The sequence below is a fragment of the Propionicicella superfundia DSM 22317 genome, assembly GCF_000423465.1.
In the GTDB taxonomy this organism is placed as follows: Bacteria; Actinomycetota; Actinomycetes; order Propionibacteriales; family Propionibacteriaceae; genus Propionicicella; species Propionicicella superfundia.
On sequence record NZ_AUIA01000011.1, the window covers coordinates 168816 to 189247 of the forward strand.

A 20432-nucleotide genomic window follows, 5' to 3' on the forward strand; every position below is an offset into this window, starting at 1 on the left:
TCTCCTACGCTCGCGGCGTGAGCCGTGCGGCTTCGCCGGGAGCCGGTGGGCGGCTCCCCGTCCGACGAAGGGGGCAGGAATGGCACGGCATCGGATCTTCGCGACCAGTTTCGCCAGCATCTACCCGCTCTATGTGGCCAAGGCCGAGCGTAAGAATCGCAGCAGAGAAGACGTGGACCAGGTCATCTCCTGGCTCACGGGCTACGACGCCGCCGGGCTGGAGGAGGCCATCGCCCGTGAGGTCGACCTGGAGACCTTCTTCGCCGAGGCCCCCGGCATCAATCCGCAGGCGTCCCTCATCACGGGCGTGATCTGCGGCCATCGCGTGGAGGAGATCGAGGACCCGCTGATGCAGCAGATCCGCTACATGGACAAACTGGTCGACGAACTGGCGCGCGGAAAGAAGATGGCGACGATCCTGCGGGACGGCACCGTCGGCACGTAGCTGCGATCCCGTCGGCAGGCCGTCGGACTCGGCCCGGCCGCCTGACTCCGTCGTCCGCAGGCCGGGTCCGGGTCGGGGCGTGCGTGACTCCGCCGTCGTGTCTTGCATCTGCCATGGTGTGAGGGTGTGTGCTCAGGGTATGGATCGCAACGACGACAGCCTGCTGCGAATCGGCGCCTTCTCGACGATGTCGAGGATCAGCGTGCGGATGCTCCGCCACTACCAGGAGCACGGCGTGCTCATCCCGGCTCGGGTCGATCCCTTCAGCGGGTATCGGTACTACCGGGCCGAGCAGTTGGCCGACGCCAATCTGGCGGTCCAACTGCGTGATGCCGGGTTCTCGGTCGAGAAGATCGCCCAGCTCCTGGAGTCGACCGATCCTGCCATGGTCGAGGCTGCCATCGACGCCCGGCGTCGGGAACTCTCGCGTCAGCGCGAGGACCTCCATGCGCAGCTCATCGCCCTGGACCGCGTCAGCACCACGTTGAAAGGACGACCCGAAATGACCGAAGTGACCGTCACGACGCTGCCGGAGATGGAGATCGCAGCTCTGCGCAAGATCATCCCCGGCTATGGGGACGAGGGCATTCTGTGGCAGGAGATCATGCCTCTGCTGCAGCAGTCGGGCGCCTCGTTCCCGGCGGGTGGGATCTCGGGTGCCACCTTCCATGACCCCGAGCACCGCGAGGCCGACGTCGACGTCGAGGTCTGGATCCAGGTCGCCGGGCCGTTCACGCCGGTGGCGCCCCTGGACCGACGACACCAGCCCTCCCAGGAGATCGTCACCGCGACGCTGACCGGCGACTACTCCCAGATGCCCTCGATCACCGGCGCGATCGGCGTGTACATCGCCGGGCACCGCCTCCGAACGGGACCGATGTTCAACATCTATCGCGTCAGCCCGGCCCAGAACCCCGACCCCAGCAGTTGGATCACGGACGTCTGCTTCCCGATCCTCGGGCGGTAGTCCCGGCTCCGGGAGAGGCCGGCCGGGAGGTTCCGGTCGGCCTCGCGCACCTCGGGCCGGATGAGGCGCGAGACGTCCCGGGGAGGCCGCGAAATAACTATCTGATCATAGTGATGATGAGATAGGTATATCGTTGCTGACCGTGAACAAGCCGATGAGAATCGACCCCGACGTCGCGGACCTCGCGGATCTGGTCCTGAACGTCGCACGCAAGATCACGGTCCGCGGGCACAGCGACGTCGACGTGATTCCCCTGACTCCTCTGGAGAGCCTGGTGATGCGGTACGTCCATCAGCATCCCGGAACCTCTCCCTCGCGGGTCGCGGCCGACGTCGGGCTGGCGGCGAGCAATATGAGCGCGGCCCTGCGCTCGCTCGACGCGAAGGGCCTGGTGGGTCGCTCGACCGACCCGCACGACCGGCGAGGGGTTCGGCTGTCGCCGACGCCCCTGGCGGACCAGAACCTGGAGCGGATCCGCAGCGAGTGGACACGGCTCTTGATGCCCGTCGTCGGCGGGAGGGCGGAGCTGCCCGAGGTCAACCGGCTGCTGCGCGACCTGGACAGGCGGCTGGGCGTCGCCGCGGAGGCAGGAGATCGCGAGCCGGGGCCCGTGGCCGTGGAGCGGGGTTCGGGTGCATAGGCGCGGGGCAGTGGCCGATGTGCGGCAGTGGTGGGAGCTCGGACCCGCCGCGGGGGCCGTCGCGCTGACACTGTCACCGGCGGTGCTGGCGACCATTGCGCTGCTGGGGGCGGTCGCGCCGCTGGCGACCGACCTCTATCTGCCGGTCTTCCCTCAGGTCGCCGCCGAGTTCGGGACGTCCTCGGCGTCGGTGCAACTGACGCTGACCGTGTTCATGATCGGAATGGGGATCGGGCAGCTCTGCTGGGGTCCGATCTCCGATCGCTTCGGACGGCGCCGCCCCCTCATCATCGCGGGCGCGCTGTTCGTGGTGGCCAGCGTGATCGCGCCGATGTCCGGCTCGATCGGCGTGCTCGTGGCGGCACGGTTCCTGCAGGGATTCACCGGATCGGTCGGGCCCGTCCTGGGACGCGCCATCGCCCGGGACCTCGCCCATGGCGTCGAGTTGGCGAAGGCGCTGAGCGTCCTGGGAATCATCACCGGCCTCGCTCCGATCGCAGCACCGGTGCTCGGCGGTGTGCTGGCCGAACCCGTCGGGTGGCGCGGGATCCTGTGGGTGCTCGCCGGCATCTCGGTCGTGATGCTGGCGTGTGCGGCGTCGATCGTGGGGGAGTCGCTGCCCGCCGGGCGGCGCGTCAGCGGCGGCCTTGGAGATGTCGGGCGGAGCATTCGCACGGTTCTCACCGACCGCGTCTTCGTCGGGTACGTGCTGACGCAGGCGTTCGGCCTCGGTGTCCTGTTCGCCTTCATCTCCGGGTCGTCCTTCGTCCTGCAGACCGAGTACGGGCTGGGGTCGCTCCACTACTCGCTGCTGTTCGCCCTGAACGCACTGGTGCTGATCGTCGGCGGCCTGCTCAACAATCGGCTGGTCGTGCGCCATTCACCGAAACGGATCCTCGTCATCGGCCTGCTGGTGAGCGTGGTGGCCGCGGTCGCCGCCGCGACGATCACCGGAGCCATGGGGCATCCGCCTCTGTGGGTGCTGCTGTTCCTGGTGGCGTTGGCGTCGGCCTGCAACGCGCCGGTGCTGGCCAACACCACGACGCTGGGCCTCGATCGCCACGGCGCCAATGCCGGGATGGCGTCGGCGGTCATGGGAGCGGTGCAGTCGGCTGTGGCCGGGGGAGTGGCGCAACTCGTCGCGATCACCGGCCAGACGAGCGCCGTGTCGATGACGTTGGTGATGGGAGGCTCGGCGGTCGCAGCCGGGGCCGCCTACCTGTTTCTCTGCCGCCGTGGCGACGCGACGGCGTGAGGACCCGGCCAGCGCAGGATACGCCCGCCCGTCGAAGCTGAATCGCTGCGCCGAGGTCTGTGGGCGGCCCCGGAGTGCGGAGCACAGGTTCGGGGGATCGACATGTTCACATCGCGTCCGTATTCGAACATGCTCTGTGGATGTGTTCATGACGTGCGCATGTCGTGCACTGGGACGTCAGGCCGTCGGTGGTGACGCGCCGAGGTCGAGGAGGAGGTCGTCGAGGACCTCCTCCTCGTAGGCGCTGAGACCGGCGGGCATCCGCCAGGATTCGGCCCCGGGGAGCTCCAGGAGCCGACTCACGATCGACCAGCCGACCGCGTCGCCGTCGGCACGGACGCGGAGCCTCGTCGACGGTGCGAGGGCGGTCAAGAGGGTGGTTGCCGCGAGGTTGGGGAGGCCGAACGTACACACCAACGGTCCGCTGGCCGCACCGAATGCATCGGCCGCGGCTTCCACGACGGCGGGGTTCTCGCAGACGAACACCTCAGGCGTGCCGTCGGCCAGCGCGAACGGGTGCCGCAGAGTCCGCAGCGTGAGCCATACCGGCTCGCCCGTGACAGCGCACAGCCGGGCCGCCGGGCCGTCGCCGATCAGCGGCAGGTTCAGCACAAGCACCAGCGCGGAAACCCCGTCGCAGACGACACCCACCGAGGCCCACGCCTCGCGCCAGGCGGCCGCGTCGCCGACGGGGTCGGCATATGGGCGCTCGGGTGTCGCAGCCCGCCCGCAGGCGAAGCGGACGACGGCGCGGCCCAGCCCAGCGGAGCGGTCCAGCGCATGCGCGTCACCGAACAGTTCCGCGGCGAGCACACCCAGCCGGACGGGTTGCTCCGTGGGCGAAATGCTCGCGTGTGCGTCGAGGCGGCGGATCACTCTCGTGATCTGCTCGGCGCGATTCACCTTGTCGTCGGCGCCGACCAGGCAGCGCTCCAACACAGCCGGATCCATCACTGTGGGAGACAGGGACGCGAGCAGGGCGAGAGCGCTCTGGCGGTTCGAGACGCGTGCCGCTCGCGCCTCGGCCCGCTCGGAGCGCAGGTCGCGCAGCGGCCCGCCGACTGTGGTGAGCAGGTCCTCCAGCGTGACGCCGTGGTCGTCGAGTGCCCGGCGCAGCTCGAGCGCCGACACCGGGTCGCCGGACGCCGCCCAGGACGGTGCCAGCATCTGGCCGACCTCGGCTCGCTCCGCTGGAGTGAGGTCGAGCTCCAGCTTCGCTCGCGACCCCAGCCGTCCGGATTCCACGCGGACTCGTGCTGCCGCAAGCACCTTGGCCGGACCGGGCCGCGCCGCCCAGTCGAGGAGGAATGGCGGCACCGTGACGCTCGACCCCTCGGCCGTCCCTGGGACGGGCCGACCCGGCCGCGTCATAGCAGCGCGTCCTGGTCGGGCGGGACGGCGGGCGACGGCTCGAGCCAGGACAGAGGTAGGTCGATCGCCTCCAGCGTGCCGCCCGCCCACAGCTCAAGGGTCAGGTCGGCACCGGGGACGGGCTCGGGGGCGCGGACGACCTGGTAGATCGCCGCCGCCGGAACCACCGCCACGTTGACCAGCCGGCCGGGCCCGGCGACCAGAACGTCGAAGTCGAACTCGCGCAGCAGGTCCATCACCATCGACCGGTTAGGCACGTCGAGACCGTCGAATGCCTCGTCGAGCCAGAGCGGACGAGGGGCTCCGGACATCTCCTGGTAGAGCGCGGACAGCGTCGCGACGAGGGGCAGCATCAGCATCACGGCGCGGGCTCCGCCCGACAGCAGGGCGAAGCTGCGCGTGTTCAGCGGACCCCAGTTGCCACCCTTGCCGACGCGCCGCTCAAGGTGGATCTCGTACCAGGCGCGGTAGTCGAGTTGGCGCGCGAGTGCGTCGCGCCAGTCCGCCTGACCCTCGTCGGTGGCCTGACGCTTGGCTTCGTCGACCCGAGTACGGAGGAAGTCGCGAACCTGACCCGCGACGTCGGGGTCGAGCAGGCCGCCCTTCCGGCGGAATGTGTCGAGCACGGCCCTGTTCTGCCCGGGCTCGAGCCGGATGCGCAACGCGGTGTCGCTGGTGGAGGTGGCGTGCTGCAGCAGCACGATGTTGATGTCGTGAATGAGTTTCTCGGTCCGGCCGATCCGCTCGCGCATGTGCTCCAGGAAAGTGGAGCCCAACAGGTCGTCGAGTGTCTGCTGAACCCTGGCATCATATGCCTCGGACAACATGGTGACGGTGTTCGAAAGGGTGGTGGTCGCTTCCCGAAGGGGCTGCGTGGTGCCGTTCGAGTTGACCGTTACCTCGATCCGGACGAGATCGTCGGCCGGCTCGAGCTGCAGCGAGCGACCGCCTTGCTCCAGTTCGTCCCGGGCCTCGCGTGCGTCGCCCTCGAGCCCCGACCGCAGCCGCTGGAGGACGTGGGCGTTGGCTTCGGGATCGCCGTCGCGCCACTGCCGGCCGGGATTGACCGCGCGACGCACCTCGGCCACCTGCGCCCGGACGTGCTCCACGCTCGACGAGTGGGGCTCCGTCAGGGGGAGTCCCAGATCGTCGGCGACCCCGCGGTCGATCAGCGAGCGGAAGCGACGATAGGCCCGGTCCCTTTCCCTGGTGGCCGACTGGCGTAGCTCTTCGACGCTGCGGAGGTGTTCCCTGGCGGCGCCCACGTCGGCCGACACCTTGATCCGTTCGGTCTCGTGCCGACCTGCTTCGTCGGAGGCATCCTTCGCCGTCCTCTGCAGCCGGCCCAGCTCGTCGAGCACGGTCTGGTCGTCGGCGTCGACGGCCGAGCGCATCGCCTCGGACCGAGCTTCCGCCACCCCCAGCGCTCGTTCTGCTTCCGCGTGGCGTCTCTGTGCTTCGGCACGTTCGTCCTGCAGCTCTTCGAGCTTCGACCGAGCGTGGTCGGCGCGCCGCTCGGAGAGGGCAACGGCTTCGTTCTCGCGTTGCAGCGTCCGAAGCGCGGCGCGCAGGTCCTGGAGCGCAGCGACGACCTGGCTGATGTCTTCTCTCGTGTGCGGCAGCCGGTGCTCGTTTGCGAACCGCAGCAGCTCGGCCTGGCGGGTCTCGGCGGACGCCCGCGCGTCACGAGCCCGCTCCTGGCTCTTGGCCGCCGCAGCCCGGGCCTCCTCGGCCACGTCGGCCAGAATGCCTGTGGCGCCGAGTCGTCGCCGCAATTCGGCGTCCGACGGTGCGTGGCGGACGGCACCGGCCACGGCGTCCAGCGCGGCCTGCGCCTCGGCCCGCCCCGCCTCATGCGCGGCGGCTTCCTCCTCGGCCGTCGCGATCTGGGCGGTGAGCTCCGTCAACCGACGACGACGCTGTGCCTCGCGCGCCGACTCACCCAGCCACTCGGCGGCCTCGTGGGTGGGAGCGGCGGTGCCTTCGAGTGCGGAGTTGCGCCATCGGCCGTCGACGGCGACCGCGACGCCCGCAGCGGGCAGCGACTCGTCCGCGCGCCGCAGTGCCACTCCGTCCAGCACCGCCTGCGCGGCAGCGCCGAGGGAGCCCGCATCGTCGGCGACGCACAGCAACGCGGACAGCCGGAGACCGTCACCCGGATTGTCGGGGGAGACCGCGAATGTGTCGAGCCCGTGTGCTCCGCCCGGCTCGACCCAGGCGTCCAGCAGCCCGGCTGCTGCCAGCGCCGCCTCAATGTGCGCCACCTCCGCGTCGGTCGCCGCCGGCACGGGATTCAGCAGGCGCCACAGAGGCGCACCCGACACCCCTGCGCGGGAGCGACGGTGCCACAACGTGGGCGATGGCGGCGGCGCCACGCCCGCGCCTTTCAGTTCCGAGATGTCGTGCCGCAGACGGTTGGCTTCGGTGAGGGCGGATTCCTTCGCGGTCGCTGCGGCAACCCGTCGCTGCTCGAACTCTGTTCGGAGCGGTTCATACCATTCGGCGCGAATGATGTCTGTGAGAAGTGGGGCTGACAGGTCCCCGGTGGCGCGGGGCAGCGCCTCGATCCAGGCCGCGAACCTGTGCACGGGTTGTGGCGCGATGGCCGCCCACGCCTCGATATTGGCCACGAGCGCCTCGTGCTCGGCCTCCGCGTCGGCCCATGCTCCCTCGGCTTTGGTGTTCGCCTCGTCGGCACTGGTGGCTGCCGCCCCGGCGAGGGCCTCCTGCTGGGCGGCCGCGGACTGAGCGTCCTCTGCCACGCGCAGCAGTCCCAGGGCGCGATCCGTCGCCTGCCGGCGTTGCTCCGTGCTCTGCAGCAGTCGACCCGGGTCGAGCGTCTCCGATGGCGGCATGCCGGCGAGTCCGGCTGTTCGGCGTACCTCGCCCGCCGCGCCTTGCGCCTGCTGCCGGGCCTCATCCGCGAGGTCCACCTCCGTCTGGGCAGCCTCCGCCGCATCGGCCGCCCGCTTGTCCGCGCGATGCGCGCCGTCTCGGGCCGCATCGCGGTCCGATCCCGCGCGGCGCATGTCCTCCTCGGCGCGGCGAGCGTTCTCAATGCGGGTGCTGGCGTCCTTGTAGGCGGCCGATTCGAGCAGTTGCTCGGCCGCCGCTCTCACGGAGGCCGCGCTCAGGGAAGCGGCGTCCGCGAGACGCGCGAGGTCGCTGTCTCTAGCCTCTGCCGTCGTCAGGGTAGCCTTCGCGGTCTCCTCCTCGCGCGTCACCCGGTCGAACCCGGTGCGCTGGGCCGCGGCGTCGTCGGCGTCGATCCGGAGCCGCGCACGCAACCAGGGCCGCCACGATCGTTCGGCGAGGCGCGCCACACGTTCGGCGGCCCGGCGGGCCCGCTCCAGATCGTTGCGGATCTGGTCGAGCTGGTCCCAGCCCTGGGCGAGTTGGTCGATCTCGCCCTGCCGCAACGCCGGCAGCGAATCGCGGAGGTGATCCGTCACGAACCGGACATCGAGTTGCGCGCCCAGCTTCGGAGTCCGGGTCACCTTCAGGATCTTGCCGATGGTCTCGAGCCGGTCGACTGTGGAGCCCAGCAGGCGCTCGGCTACCGCCGCCTTGTAGAGCTGCCCGGAGGGATACGGGAAGAAACCGGGCGCCTCGATGGCCTTCGGTGGCAGGACGTCGCGGCCGGCGGTGAGACGCAGCGCCTCACGCACGCGACTGGACTCGCAGGTGCACCATTCGAGGGCGACCTTCTGGCTCCCGGTACGCGCCGACGAATACAGCAGCGTGGTGAAGAACCGCGGGCCCGTATCGGTGACCCGGCCGTATTCCACCCACAGCCAGCCGTGGAAGAACGACGCGGAGGCGTCCCGCCGGTCGCCGTCGGTGCCGATGGGCCGCACATAGTAGGCGAACTGCTTGCCAGACCGGCCGAGGGTGTCGATGTTGGTGCTGGAGGTGTCGCCGAGCCAGGGGATCAGCGTGGTGAGGGCCATCAGAGAGGACTTGCCGGTCTCGTTGCGGCCCATCAGTTGCGCCCAGCCGTCGGCGTACCAATACTCGGCGACCTCGAACTCCCACAGGTTGACCACGCCGGCCCGTAGCGGCTGCCAGCGCTTTCGGGTCGGGGTCGGGAACCCGCCGGATCGGGCGGCATCGCGCCAGGCCCGCAGATCGTCGTCGGTCCTCACGCGTCCTCCGGGAAGAGCGGGTCGTCGGGAATGGAGAGGTCGGCGTCGCGATAGCGGCCGGCCAACGGGGTGAGCCGCCAGGCGCCGTCGGACAGCACGTGCAGCAGGCCCAACGCGGTGAGCCGCTCCTGGGCGGCGACCAGTACCGCAGACGGCGACTCCTGGAGGGCCTTGGTGAGGTGTCTGCTGCTGGAGGCGTGCAGGTCGGTGGCGAGCCGGCGTACCTTCTCCGCAGGGCAGACGCGGAACGATCCGGTGTCCTCCCGCGCGGCGCCCTCCAGGAGGTGCAGCGAGACCCAGTCGACGGTGGTTGCGGAGGGGAAGTCGACCTGGAGGTCGGCGGGGAGGTCACGGTCGGCGGGCAGGACGAGGGTGATGGCATCGCTTCGGATCTCCACCGAGCCGCCCGTCATCTCCTCGGCACGCGACGCCAGTCGGGTCCGCTGCCCGCTGAGGTAAGCCCGCGAGGACTCCGGCAACTCGTCGACGAGGATGGCCTGGGTCTCCACCAGCGCGCGCAGCAACTCGACACCGCGAGTGTCATCCTCGGGCTCGCCTCTTCGGGCAAGCGCCAGGTCGACGTCGCCGGTGTCGATCAGCATCATCAGCGCGTCGCGGTGGAGCAGGTAGCCGGCACCGATGCCTTCGCCCGAACGCTCCCAGCCTTCCACCAACTGCTCGTCGGTGCGGGGCTCCAGTACTCCGTGCCCGACGAGCAGGCGCACCGCCGCGATCAGACTCTGACGGTGCGGGCGCAGGTTCGGGTCGTAGGGCCAGCGGCCGAGTCCAGCGGTCGCCAGCCGGACGACGTCGGAGAGTTCTTGCAGCGTTATGGCGTCTTCGTGATGATCGTCGAGGCACGCTGCCGCGTACAGCGTGAGAAGCAGCACAGCCCGGCGCGGGGCCTCGCCGTCGGGGACCGCGACACCGCCGTCGAGAGGGACGCGCCGGAGCCGATAGCAGCGGTCGAGGTGGACCAGTCGGTAGTCGAGTCGGCCGCACCACGTGGTGAGGGTTGCGGCGTGCCGGTGGACCAGCGGGTAGAGCGCCGGGTGCGACCAGGGTGTGACGACCTGGGACGACAGCAAGCCCAGGAAGGCGCGCTGCTTGTCCGCGTCGTCCGCGCGCCGCATGGACTCGGTCATGTGCCGAACTCCACATCCGCGTCGGGCATGGCGAGCCGGCCGTCGGGGATCGTCAGCACAGCGGACCCCGGGCGGGGACGGAGGATCAGGCTCCAGCGGCCGTCGGCGCTCCGTCCTGTGCTCACGCCGTCACCGGAGCGCTGGTTACGGGCGATCGAGACCAGTTCGAGGAAGAGCTCCGCCTCGGTCGCGCCGAGCGCGCCCCAGGCGCTGAGCGGGGTCCCGGAGCGGGCGGCCAGGGAGGATCCGGCCCGCTCCAGATCAGCCTGAGCCCGGGCCGCCAGCAGGCGGGCCTCGGCCCGGGCCGCCGAGGTGTCGGCGATGCGGGTGGCTCGCCCGGTCAACGCGCGAGCGCCTTGCGTTCGCAGTCGGCGCGAGATCGCGGCCGGAGGTGCATCCCAGGTGGAGGTCTGTGGTCCCGCAGCGATATCGGGCGTCTCCCAGGTGACGTGCCGAGCGGAGTACAGGCCGGTGGAGGTGCACCACAGGCGCCAGGCGTCGTCGTCGGTGTCGGCCCGTTCGAGCGCGGCGGCCAGGCGGAGCAGATCGGCTTTACGCGAGACGGTGCCGCCCACGGCCAGCAGAGTGCGGTGGCTGCGCAGCACGGGGGTGACGGCGTCGCGGATCTGCCGCCGCAGCCGTTGTGCTTGGGGGTGATCGCCGGAGAACCACGTGGCCAGAGTGTGGACCACCGCGCGCATCTCCTCGGCGGCATCGGTCAGCGCGATCTCGGCGGCCTCAGCTCCGAGCCGCGCCAGAGCCATGGCCCGCCAGTCCGGCGCGGGCACCTCGCGGAGCCGGGGCAGGGTGGCGGCGATGTCGTCGGTCCACGCGTCGACTCCGGAGCCCCACGCCTCGACGTAGGAGAGGATCGTCTCGAGCAGGCGGGTGACCTTCTGCTCGGTCGGTGCCCCGCCGAGTGCCGCGGTCAAGAGCCGCGAGAGTCGCAGTGAGGCGCTCCACGAGAGTGACTGGCGCCAGCAGCACGGCGGTCGACGTCGTGCCGAGGTCTGCCTCGATGCGCCGCGCCGCCGCGTTGAAGGCGGAGCCGGCCTCCGTCAACTGGTAGCGGTGGCGGTTGCGGAGGAAGTCCGGCTGGGACTCGGCGCGGTCCTGCCATGACTCGCAGGTGCCCCAGTCGACGAGTTGACGCATGCGGCTGTCGAGGTCGAGGTCGGAGAGGAGGCCCCGGGTGGCGTCGCCGGGGAGCCGCGCGCGGACGAGTGCCTCGAGCTCGTCGTGCCCGATGCCCGTGAGCGAGTGCATGCGCTCGTCGTCGAGGATGTCGACGATGAGGCGATACTGCTTCGCCAAGGGGCCGGTGAGATAGGACGCAGCGGTCACAGCTCCCGGCAAGGACAGGAGCTGCCAGGGGGTCGGTGCTGGGACGTCCACCATCGCCTCCGTCGTCTCGCCAGGTTCCGACATTCTAAGCTTCGCCACCGGGCGAGAGCTTGCGCGGGCCTGAGCCGTCTCCATCTTGGGAGGGATCGTGAGGATGATGAACGGGCTCCGCTTCACCGGGACCCCCCGACAAGGCATTTCGGAACTCAGCAGTCGCGTAGCCCGATGGCGATTCAACCGGTGGAGCCTCCGGCCAGAAGGTCGCCGCAGACATCTGACCGGATGGCAGGCCCTTGGGCGTCCCAGCCGCCTGACTGCTGACCGATGGGCACTGCCCCGTCCCGACGTGCTGGCCCGTGAATGTCCGGGCCATCGCCTACTGTAGCGGTGAGGTCGCGACGGAGGAGGCCGACGAAAGGTGACCGAGATCGCCACTCGGACCAGGGCCGGGGTGTACCGGATCGAGGATCTCGCGAGCCTCGTCGCGCAGGGGCGCCTCCGCGTGCCAGAGTTTCAGCGGAACTTCCGCTGGGTGCGCAAAGACGTTCTGAACCTCTTCGACAGCATTCTCAAGGGCTATCCGATCGGCAGCTTGTTGCTGTGGAGCCGGCCAGCCGGAGCAGCCCAGGTGAGGCTGGGCGAGTTGAGCATCCCGGCGCCCGAGACCACCGAGGCGATGTGGGTCGTCGACGGCCAGCAGCGCATCACGGCCATTGCGAACGCAGTCGACCAGCTTGCCTACGACGCTTCCGAGCGCTTCCGGATCGACTTCGATCTGGCCAAGAACGAGTTCGTCCCGGGTGGCGGCGGAGGCGACGAGCCGCGGGTACCGCTTCCGGTGCTGTTCGATCTGCGACGCCTGCTGGAATGGGCGCAGGCCCGGCCGGACGCCGCATGCGCCATGTTGGCCCCCTACGTAAGCCCAGCCCAGGACGGTCGAGACAGCGACACCCCGCTTCGCCGACCGTCGGCGCGTGGAGGCGCGGCATCTGCTCTGAGCTCGTCAGCCTGCTCTCGGCGGGACGGGCCGCGGTGTTGAGCCCGGAAGGTGCATGCGGTGGACTACGGAGGAGGGGCGCGATCCGGCACGATTTCGTCCGTTCCGCAGGCGGCCCGGCGAGGGCGACTACGTAGCGCGTGGCACAGGCTGCTATGCAAGCCCTGTGAATCCTGTGTGTGCTACAGCCGCAATCGTCCTGCGGAACGTCCACAAACGCTTCGGTGACGTCGAAGCGGTGAAGGGCGTCGACCTGGAGATCCCCGCAGGCGAGGTGGTCGCCCTGCTGGGCCCCAACGGTGCGGGCAAGACCACCATCATTGACATGGTGCTGGGCCTGTCGATGCCCACATCGGGCTCGGTCACGGTTCGCGGAATGACCGCCCGGGAAGCGGTGGATGCCGGTCTGGTGGCCGCGGTCACCCAGACGGGCGGGCTGCTGAACGACATCGCAGTGGGTGACCATGTGCGCATCGTCGCCGATATCTTCGGCTACGGGAAGCAGCGTGCCGATGAGGTCATGGCGCAGGTGGGAATTGCCGGCATCGCGCACCGCAAGACCCAGATGTGCTCCGGCGGGGAGAAGCAACGCCTCAAGTTCGCCATGGCGCTGATCCCGAACCCGGAACTGATCATCCTCGACGAGCCGACCACCGGGATGGACGTGGCTGCTCGTAAGGCGTTCTGGGGGGATATCCACGACCAGGCGCTCTCTGGTCGAACGGTCCTGTTCGCGACGCATTACCTGGAGGAGGCCGACGAGTACGCCGACCGCGTGGTCGTGATCGCGGAGGGAGTCGTTGTCGCCGACGGGACAACGGCCGAGATCCGCAACCTGGCCGCGGGACGTACCGTTCAGGCTGACTTCCCCTCCGGTGAGGCGGCAGCGACGGCCGCGGCGCAGGTGCGGGACGGCAGCATCGTGTGCGAACTCCAGGGTCCCCGGCTGATCGTCCACACCCAGGATTCCGACCGCGTCGTCGCGGCCCTGAGCACAGCCGGAGGACGCAACCTGACAGTGACCTCCGAGTCCCTGGAAGCCGCCTTCCTCAAGCTCACCGAACGGAGCAACGCATGACGGCCACCACTGTTTCGCGTCGCACGGCCGAGGACGGAGCCGATCGATCCCGCGTGTCCCCTCGCCCTGTGAGCTTGGTCTACCTGGGTGTCGAACTCAAGCGGATGGGCACGCGGGCGGTCACCCTCCTGTTCTGCGGTGCCATGCCCGTCGTCTTCTACTTCCTGTTCGGTTCCATGCAGGGTATGGACCAGATGTCAGGGCGTGGCAACGGCAACGCCGTCCTGCTGTGCTTCATGGCGTTCTACGGGGCCTGCATGACCGCCGCCACCGAGGCGATGACGATCGCCCACGAGCGTCCACTGGGCTGGAACCGGACGCTGCGCCTCACCCCCCTTCGGCCATGGAGCTACATCGTCGTCAAGTCGGGCTCCGCAGTCATCGGCGCTCTGGGCAGCGTGGCCGTGCTCTACGTCGTCGCCGCGATCTGGCACCAGGCCGTCATGCCCGGTTGGATCTGGCTGGCGGCGGTCGGCATCGCACTGCTCGGTGCGCTCACTTTCGCCGCGATCGGACAGATCCTGTGCCTGCTGCTCAACCCCGACCGGAGCACCGGCCTGCTCGTTCCGGTCATCCTGTTCTGCAGCTTCCTCTCCGGCGTGTTCACCCTTCCGTTGAGCGGAGATTTCTTCGCCGTCCTGCAGCAGATCGTCCCGATGGGGGGCATGGTCAACCTCGTGCTCGCCCTGTTCGGCCCCGATGCGAAGATCAACGACCTCGGCGGCATGGCGGTGGGCGACTGGCGGATCTGGGCGAACCTCACCGGCTGGATCGTCGTCGGCTTCGCGGTCGCTGCCTGGGCCTGGCGGCGCGACACCAAGCGCCAGTAGCCACGACGGTCCGGACGATGAGCAGGCACAGGTTCGGTTCCTCACATCTCTGAACCGCGCTGGGTTCTTTGGAGGCTCGTGATCTTGGAGACGAGGATGAGCACGTGCCGAAGGAGCAGGTGCCCGGGAAGCCGCAGACGCGGCGCTATACCCCGGCGAAGGTCGGCGCGAACGTCAGGCCGGTGACCCACATCTGGGACCGTGCGCCCGTCACCTCGAACTCCGCGAGAGCCGCGAGAGCCGCGAGAGGACCATCGCCCGATACCCGGCGGGGCGTGACACTGACGCTGCGGCGGAATGGACGGGCCGCGAAATCAGGATCACCCCCAGCCCGGGCGACAATATCTCAGGTAGCTTATTCTAGTTAGATGACTGACAGTGATGCCTCGGGGTTCTGCCTTCCTGCGCCTCGCCGGGGTGAGGTGGAGTTCGTTGCGGACTTGGGGGCTCGGCTGGGGTCGCATATCAAGGCGGCGGAGCAGGCGATGATCGCGGCGAAGGCGGAGGCGTTGCGTCCGTTTGAGTTGACGGTGGCGCAGTACGCGGCTCTGGTGTCGCTGTACTACGTCCCGGGGCAGTCGTCGGCGCAGTTGGCTCGGGTGGCGGCGGTGACGCCGCAGACGATGGGCACGACGCTGGACAAGCTGGAGGCCAAGGGGCTGGTGCGGAGGGAGCCGTCGTCGTTGCACCGCAAGGTGCTTGTGGTGACGTTGACGCCGGCGGGTGAAGCGTTGGTACTGCGTGCGGATGAGGTCGCGCGGGCGGTCGAGCAGCGGCTGGGTGAGGCGTTCAGCGAGCAGGAGCGCACGCTGCTGCGCGACCTGTTGCAGCGGGCCGCGACGGCGCTGCGCGGCGACCCTGCTGCGGCGGTCGATCAGTAGCGGGAACCGTATGCTGCAGGAGGCCTGGTCAGGCGGTCTCGTTCATCGGCAGTGAGGCGGATGTCGAGGGCGGCGAGGTTGTCTGCGAGGTGGATGCTGCTTCGGGTGCCGGGGATCGGGATCACGTTGCCGGCGAGGTCGAGCAGCCAGGCCAGCGCGATCTGTGCCGGTGTTGTGTGGTGCGCGGGGGTGATGCGTGCGACTTCTTCGGATGGCACGGTTTCGGTCGAACGCTTCGGTGATGAACCGTGCGTTGCCGGCGCGGAAATCCCCGTCCTCGAAGCTGTCGGCGGTGAGGGTGCCGGTGGCGTCACTCGCGGCCCGCCGGAACCGAGTTCGCGCTTGTCCATCTCGTCTCCATTCTCAGCATGAATCAGTACGCTGATACTATGTAGGGTACTGATACTCGCCATTGGGGAGGCGTGCCGGATGAAGGCGATGCAGATCACGAGTTACGACGGGCCCGATGGGCTGAGCTACCGCGAGATGCCCGCGCCCGTGCCGGGAGCGGGGCAGGTCGCGTTGGATGTGGAGTTCGCCGGCGCGAACTATGTGGAGGCACTGTTCGCGGGAGGCTTCGTCAACATCCCCTTGCCGTGGGTGCCCGGCATCGAGGCGTCCGGACGCATCCGGGTGCTCGGCGGGGGCGTGACCGGGCTCGCACCCGGCCGGCCGGTCGCGGCGTTGACCATCAACGCCGGCGGCGGTTACGGGCAGGTCGCGGTCACCCATGCCGGCCTGGTCGCGCCCCTGCCGCCAGGAATGGACCCGGCTCTGGCAGCGGCGGTGCCCTCGAACACCACGACGGCTCTGCTCGTGCTCGAACGAGTCGCCCACCTCCAACCCGGTGAGCACGTCCTGGTGCACGCCGCCGCCGGAGGCCTGGGGTCGCAGTTCGGGCAGATCGCCCGCCTCCTCGGCGCCGCGCGAGTGGTCGGGGTCGTCGGCAGCGAACACAAACGACAAACCGCGCTCGACCTGGGCTACGACGACGTGTGGATGCGCGCCGACCTTGCAGACCAAGAGCCCGGACAGTTCAACGTCATCGCCGATCCCGTCTCCGGGGCAGGCCGACAGGCAAGCCTCGGGCTGCTGCGCCTGGGCGGACGACTGCTCGCCGTAGGCGACGCCGCCCAGGACGGGGACCAGCAGATCGCCAGCAACACACTCTGGTTCGGCGGGATCGGCGTACTCGGCTTCAACCTCGGTGCACTCTCCGCCGCGCAACCGCACACCGTGGGCACCTACCTGCGGCGCGCCCTCGCGCTCGTGGCCTCCGGCGAGGTGACCGTACACGTCGCCGAGCAAGCACCGATCCAAGACGCGCCCCGTATCCTCGCCGCGCTGCGCGACGGCACGACGATCGGCAAGACCGTCCTGGTCCACGAGACCGCCTGACTCACCCCAAGCTCAGCCCCGTACGCCCGGGCTGGGCACTCCACAGGAAGCACAAGAAGCCGATGAATGATCGTGTCGCGTCGCCGCTGTCTTGCTCAGAACAGCGCTGCCCACGATGAACAGCAGTCGGCGGCCAACGAGGTCGCCCATCTGCGTTCGTCCGCACCAGCCTCGACGACTCGCTGATCCTGCTGTCGAACGTCACAGACATCCACGCGAACGCCGACTACGCTATCCGCCGGCTATGCAACCAGGCTCTGTTCAAGGCGATCTACGTCGATGAGGACAACGGCATCCGGGTTGGTTACCGGTCGCCCCACGACGGGCTCAGCATTGCCGAGTTGCAGGCCGATGCGTTGACCTGGGCGGCCGAGGCAAAGAAAACGGGTCAGGCGGGAACTTCCTCCAAGGGCGGGCCCTTGGTCGCACGTTCACACTTGACCCATTTGGGGTGGATGACGGGACTCGAACCCGCAACGTCTTGGACCACAACCAAGTGCTCTGCCAATTGAACTACACCCACCACGCCCCCCGAGGCGTACCCCGTAGGGCCAGCAAAGTCTATCCGAGGCGGCGCGTGGGAGGGAAATCGATTAGCCCGCGGCCGACGTGCCCGCACCCGGCGTGGCGGACGCGTCCTCACCGTTCGCCGACGAGGCGCTCTCGTCGGGTTGCGGCGCGGCGGGGATCGCGAGCCCGGCCGTGAGGGATGCCTCGTGCCGGGAGGAGATCTCCTTCAACTCGTCGGTCGTGAGGCCGGGTTCGGAACGGAACAGGGCCTCACGGTAGTACCGCAGTTCCTCGATGGACTCGGCGATGTCGGCCAGCGCCCGGTGGCCGCCGTTCTTGGCGGGGGCGTTGAAGTAGACCCGCGGGAACCAGCGCCGGGCCAGTTCCTTCACCGACGAGACGTCGACGTTGCGGTAGTGGACGTGCCCCTCCAGGGCCGGCATGTACTTGGCGAGGAACGCCCGGTCGGTGCCGATCGTGTTGCCCGCGAGCGGTGCCTTGCGGGCCTCGGGGACGTATGCGCGGACGTACTCGAGCACCTGCGCCTCGGCGGCGCCGACGTCCACGCCGAACTCCCATGCATCCGACAGGCCCGACTGCGCGTGCATGTTCGTCACGAAATCGTCCATCTGTGCGACGGCGGCGGCACTGGGCCGGATGATGACGTCCACACCCTCGCCGAGGACATTGAGGTCGCCATCGGTGACGAGCGCGCCGATTTCGCACAACTCGTCCGTGTCGATGTTCAGCCCGGTCATCTCGCAGTCGATCCACACCAACAGATCCTTCACGTAAGTAAACACTAGCCCTCACCTGCGGGCAGGGGTCGTCCGGATGGATAGGCTGGATACGATCAGAACTCGGCGGTGGGGGTGTTATGACGGATCTGGAGAAGCTCATCGATCCCTACGAGGACGTCGGGAACGAGGAGCGGGAGAACCTGCGCGAGTTCATCGACAAGCTGATCGCCGGCGGGTACACGGTCGGCGACCCCGAGGGCCCCGATCCGGAGCTCATCGACCCGGGCGGCCGGGCCGTCGAGACCTGGCGGCAGGACTACCCGTACGACGAGCTGATGCCGCGCGACGCGTATGAGGCCGAGAAATACCTGCTCCAGGTCGAGTTGCTGAAACTGCAGTACTGGGGCCAGGACAACGACATCCGCCACATCATCATCTTCGAGGGACGCGACGCCGCCGGGAAGGGCGGCACGATCAAGCGGTTCACCGAGCACCTGAACCCGCGGACGTGCCGTGTCGTGGCGCTGAACAAGCCCACGACCACCGAGCAGGGGCAGTGGTACTTCCAGCGCTACATCCAGCACTTCCCGACATTCGGCGAGATGGTGCTCTACGACCGCTCCTGGTACAACCGTGCGGGCGTCGAGCGCGTCATGGGCTTCGTCAACGAAGAGGACTACCACGTCTTCATGCAGCAGGCACCCGACTTCGAGCGGATGATCGTGGACAGCGGCATCCACCTGACCAAGTTCTGGTTCTCGGTGACGCAGCGCGAGCAGCGGACCAGGTTCGCGATCCGGCAGATCGACCCCGTCCGGCGCTGGAAGCTGTCACCGATGGATCTCGAGTCGCTCGACCGGTGGGAGGACTACACCGCCGCCAAGGAGCGAATGATGGAGGTCACCGACACCGACCGCGCCCCGTGGACGGTGATCCGCAGCAACGACAAGAAGCGTGCCCGCATCAACACCATGCGGTTCTTCCTCAACCAGTTCGACTACGAGGGCAAGGATCCGTCGGTCGTGTTCGATCCCGACCCGCTCATCGTGCAGCGGGCCAAGGACGTCATCGGGGACTGACGGGCCCGTCCGAGGGCTCGACGGGCACTGCCGGCAAGACGACGACGCCTTGCTGTGGGCGTGTTGTGTGCGTTCCCGCTACCATCGGTGCGATGCCCCCGTAGCTCAGCGGATAGAGCAGCAGCTTTCTAATCTGTCGCGCGCAGGTTCGAGTCCTGCCGGGGGCACTTTTTCAGACGTACTAGAACCTGAGACATCGCGAGATGTCTCAGGTGAGGTGATGGCGGCGAGGGGTTCGGTGAGGCGGATCGTGGCCTCGCCGTCTTCTCCGAGGTCGATGCCGCCCGTGAGCGCCTGGTTCGCGAGGCGCTTGCCGTGGTCATCGGTGCGCGCGTACATGGTGGCGCAGTCGATCAGCAGGCGCAGCGCGGCAGTGAGATGACGACGTACGCCCTCGCTGCCCTCACGCTCGCGGGTGAGGCGCCGGTCGATGTCGGCGAGTCCTGCGCGGCCAGCGCGGTGTACTGCTTCTCGGTGATGGAGATGTCTTGGTAGCAGTCGGCGACGAGCTTCTCGACGATCCCGACGGGTACGGCTCTGCGGGTGCAGTTCTTTCGTTTGGTGGCTCGTCCTGCGCAGACGAAGTAGGCGTATCGGATGCCCTGGCTGTTGGTTGGGAAGTCGAGTTGCATCCGTGACCCGCAAGAACCGCAGAACAGTGACCCTTTGAGGTAGTGATCGTGGATGCGACGCCGCTCAGAGGCGAGCTTCCGCGAGTCCAGGAGGCGTTGCACTCGCGCCCAAGTGTCGAAGTCGAGCAACGGCTCATGCGCGCCAGGGTGCTCGACGCCTTTGTAGCGGACGATGCCGACGTAGTACGGGTTGCGGAGCATAGCGAAGAACCCCGAGCGGGCTACCGGCTTCGGAGGCCTGCTTGGCGTCGGCAGCGTCCGGAGTCCCCGAGCGGTGACCTCATCGAGGAGCTCGACGACGGTGTGGTCGCCGGTGGCGTATTGCTCGAAGACCCACCGGATCATCGGCCCACGCTCGGGGTCGATCTCCACGGTGCGGTACTCGCGCCCACGCTCATCACGTCTGCGGACGTTGAGGTACCCGATCGGTGCCCGCATCGGAGTACCACCGGTCGTGACCTTCTGCGTCAGCCCCTTCACCACCTCCGTAGCGAGGTTCTTTGAATAGAACTCCGCAATGCTCGACATGATCCCGTGCAACAGCATCCCGGACGGGGTCTCGTCGATGTTCTCCGTCGCCGACACCAACGTGACGCCTGCGTCGAGTAACGCGCGGTGGATCTCGACATCGTCGAGGCGGTTGCGGGCGAGCCGGTCGACCTTGTGGACGATGCAATACGTCACCTGATGGCTCGCGATGTAGTCGAGCATGCGTTTCAAGTCCGGCCTGTCGGCGGAGCGGGCGGACTCCCCAGCATCGACGAACTCCGCCACAATCCGCGCACCGAGAGCTTCAGCCTTGCGGCCGTTGGCTTCGCGTTGCGCCGGGATGGAGAACCCCTCGTCGCGGCCACCCTTCGCGGCCTGTTCCTTCGTGGAGACGCGCTGATAGGTCACCGCCGTAAATGCGAGCTTCTCGTCAGCCTCGGCTGGTGCTGGGAGTAAGAGGGTCATCGTGCTGTCCTTCCTTGGCCT

Annotated in this window: 17 protein-coding genes, 2 tRNA genes and 1 pseudogene; 11 read left to right on the forward strand and 9 right to left on the reverse strand. The window is 68.7% G+C overall.

The window, feature by feature from the left end; translation table 11 throughout:
- Positions 1-79: 79 nt before the first annotated feature.
- The 4 genes from G555_RS0100815 to G555_RS0100830 all read left to right on the forward strand — a co-directional run bounded on the left by G555_RS0100815 (position 80) and on the right by G555_RS0100830 (position 3307).
- The gene (locus tag G555_RS0100815; RefSeq protein WP_028707408.1) at positions 80-445 is read left to right on the forward strand and encodes a DUF2200 domain-containing protein; all 366 of its coding nucleotides are present in this window, start codon (positions 80-82) and stop codon (positions 443-445) included.
- A 139-nt stretch (positions 446-584) separates the two neighbouring features.
- Positions 585-1412: a MerR family transcriptional regulator gene (locus G555_RS0100820; protein WP_084634477.1), complete on the forward strand. Its 828-nt coding sequence runs from the start codon at positions 585-587 to the stop codon at positions 1410-1412.
- A 142-nt stretch (positions 1413-1554) separates the two neighbouring features.
- On the forward strand, positions 1555-2052 hold the full coding sequence (locus G555_RS17040; protein ID WP_156887361.1) for a MarR family winged helix-turn-helix transcriptional regulator: 498 nt from the start codon (positions 1555-1557) through the stop codon (positions 2050-2052).
- A 10-nt stretch (positions 2053-2062) separates the two neighbouring features.
- Positions 2063-3307: a multidrug effflux MFS transporter gene (locus tag G555_RS0100830; RefSeq protein WP_051208061.1), complete on the forward strand. Its 1245-nt coding sequence runs from the start codon at positions 2063-2065 to the stop codon at positions 3305-3307.
- 177 nt (positions 3308-3484) lie between these two features.
- On the opposite strand, the gene G555_RS17045 is transcribed toward G555_RS0100830, so the two are convergent.
- From G555_RS17045 to G555_RS23315, 5 genes and pseudogenes are all read right to left on the reverse strand, one after another.
- Positions 3485-4678, reverse strand: a complete 1194-nt coding sequence (locus G555_RS17045) for a TIGR02679 domain-containing protein (protein WP_084634479.1) — start codon at positions 4676-4678, stop codon at positions 3485-3487.
- Positions 4675-8823, reverse strand: a complete 4149-nt coding sequence (locus tag G555_RS0100840; RefSeq protein ID WP_028707411.1) for an SbcC/MukB-like Walker B domain-containing protein — start codon at positions 8821-8823, stop codon at positions 4675-4677. Before G555_RS0100840 ends, G555_RS17045 begins: the two co-directional genes overlap by 4 nt.
- A complete protein-coding gene (locus tag G555_RS0100845; protein WP_028707412.1) occupies positions 8820-9968 on the reverse strand; it encodes a DUF2398 family protein in 1149 nt (382 codons plus the stop codon). Before G555_RS0100845 ends, G555_RS0100840 begins: the two co-directional genes overlap by 4 nt.
- Positions 9965-10900, reverse strand: a complete 936-nt coding sequence (locus tag G555_RS17050; RefSeq protein ID WP_051208068.1) for a DUF2397 family protein — start codon at positions 10898-10900, stop codon at positions 9965-9967. Before G555_RS17050 ends, G555_RS0100845 begins: the two co-directional genes overlap by 4 nt.
- A gap of 46 nt (positions 10901-10946) precedes the next feature.
- Positions 10947-11510, reverse strand: a pseudogene (locus G555_RS23315) (DUF2397 family protein); the annotation flags it as partial.
- A gap of 220 nt (positions 11511-11730) precedes the next feature.
- Between G555_RS23315 and G555_RS0100855 the strand changes: the two are divergent.
- The 4 genes from G555_RS0100855 to G555_RS0100870 all read left to right on the forward strand — a co-directional run bounded on the left by G555_RS0100855 (position 11731) and on the right by G555_RS0100870 (position 15098).
- Positions 11731-12351, forward strand: coding sequence for a DUF262 domain-containing protein (locus G555_RS0100855; RefSeq protein ID WP_028707413.1), 621 nt, complete (start codon positions 11731-11733; stop codon positions 12349-12351).
- Between the two features lie 196 nt (positions 12352-12547).
- Positions 12548-13387, forward strand: coding sequence for an ABC transporter ATP-binding protein (locus tag G555_RS0100860; RefSeq protein ID WP_245581153.1), 840 nt, complete (start codon positions 12548-12550; stop codon positions 13385-13387).
- Positions 13388-13455: 68 nt separating this feature from the next.
- The gene (locus tag G555_RS0100865) at positions 13456-14217 is read left to right on the forward strand and encodes an ABC transporter permease (RefSeq protein WP_028707415.1); all 762 of its coding nucleotides are present in this window, start codon (positions 13456-13458) and stop codon (positions 14215-14217) included.
- A 368-nt stretch (positions 14218-14585) separates the two neighbouring features.
- Positions 14586-15098, forward strand: coding sequence for a MarR family winged helix-turn-helix transcriptional regulator (locus tag G555_RS0100870; RefSeq protein WP_028707416.1), 513 nt, complete (start codon positions 14586-14588; stop codon positions 15096-15098).
- Here the strand turns inward: G555_RS0100870 and G555_RS22705 are convergent.
- Positions 15092-15448 (reverse strand): aldo/keto reductase, encoded by a 357-nt coding sequence (locus G555_RS22705; RefSeq protein WP_245581154.1) that lies wholly within the window; start codon positions 15446-15448, stop codon positions 15092-15094. The two genes, G555_RS0100870 and G555_RS22705, sit on opposite strands and share 7 nt — an antisense overlap.
- A gap of 79 nt (positions 15449-15527) precedes the next feature.
- Between G555_RS22705 and G555_RS0100880 the strand changes: the two genes are divergently transcribed.
- Positions 15528-16496, forward strand: a complete 969-nt coding sequence (locus G555_RS0100880; protein ID WP_028707418.1) for a quinone oxidoreductase family protein — start codon at positions 15528-15530, stop codon at positions 16494-16496.
- Positions 16497-16943: 447 nt separating this feature from the next.
- Here G555_RS0100880 and G555_RS0100885 read toward each other — a convergent pair.
- Both G555_RS0100885 and orn read right to left on the reverse strand, forming a co-directional pair.
- Positions 16944-17019, reverse strand: a tRNA-His gene (locus G555_RS0100885).
- 70 nt (positions 17020-17089) lie between these two features.
- Positions 17090-17797, reverse strand: a complete 708-nt coding sequence (gene orn, locus G555_RS17055; RefSeq protein WP_051208072.1) for an oligoribonuclease — start codon at positions 17795-17797, stop codon at positions 17090-17092.
- 86 nt (positions 17798-17883) lie between these two features.
- On the opposite strand from orn, the gene ppk2 reads away from it, so the two are divergent.
- Both ppk2 and G555_RS0100900 read left to right on the forward strand, forming a co-directional pair.
- The gene (gene ppk2 / locus G555_RS0100895; RefSeq protein WP_051208075.1) at positions 17884-18825 is read left to right on the forward strand and encodes a polyphosphate kinase 2; all 942 of its coding nucleotides are present in this window, start codon (positions 17884-17886) and stop codon (positions 18823-18825) included.
- A gap of 94 nt (positions 18826-18919) precedes the next feature.
- Positions 18920-18992, forward strand: a tRNA-Arg gene (locus G555_RS0100900).
- 186 nt (positions 18993-19178) lie between these two features.
- Here G555_RS0100900 and G555_RS17060 read toward each other — a convergent pair.
- Positions 19179-20411 (reverse strand): recombinase family protein, encoded by a 1233-nt coding sequence (locus G555_RS17060; RefSeq protein ID WP_211223119.1) that lies wholly within the window; start codon positions 20409-20411, stop codon positions 19179-19181.
- Between the last annotated feature and the right edge of the window lie 21 nt (positions 20412-20432).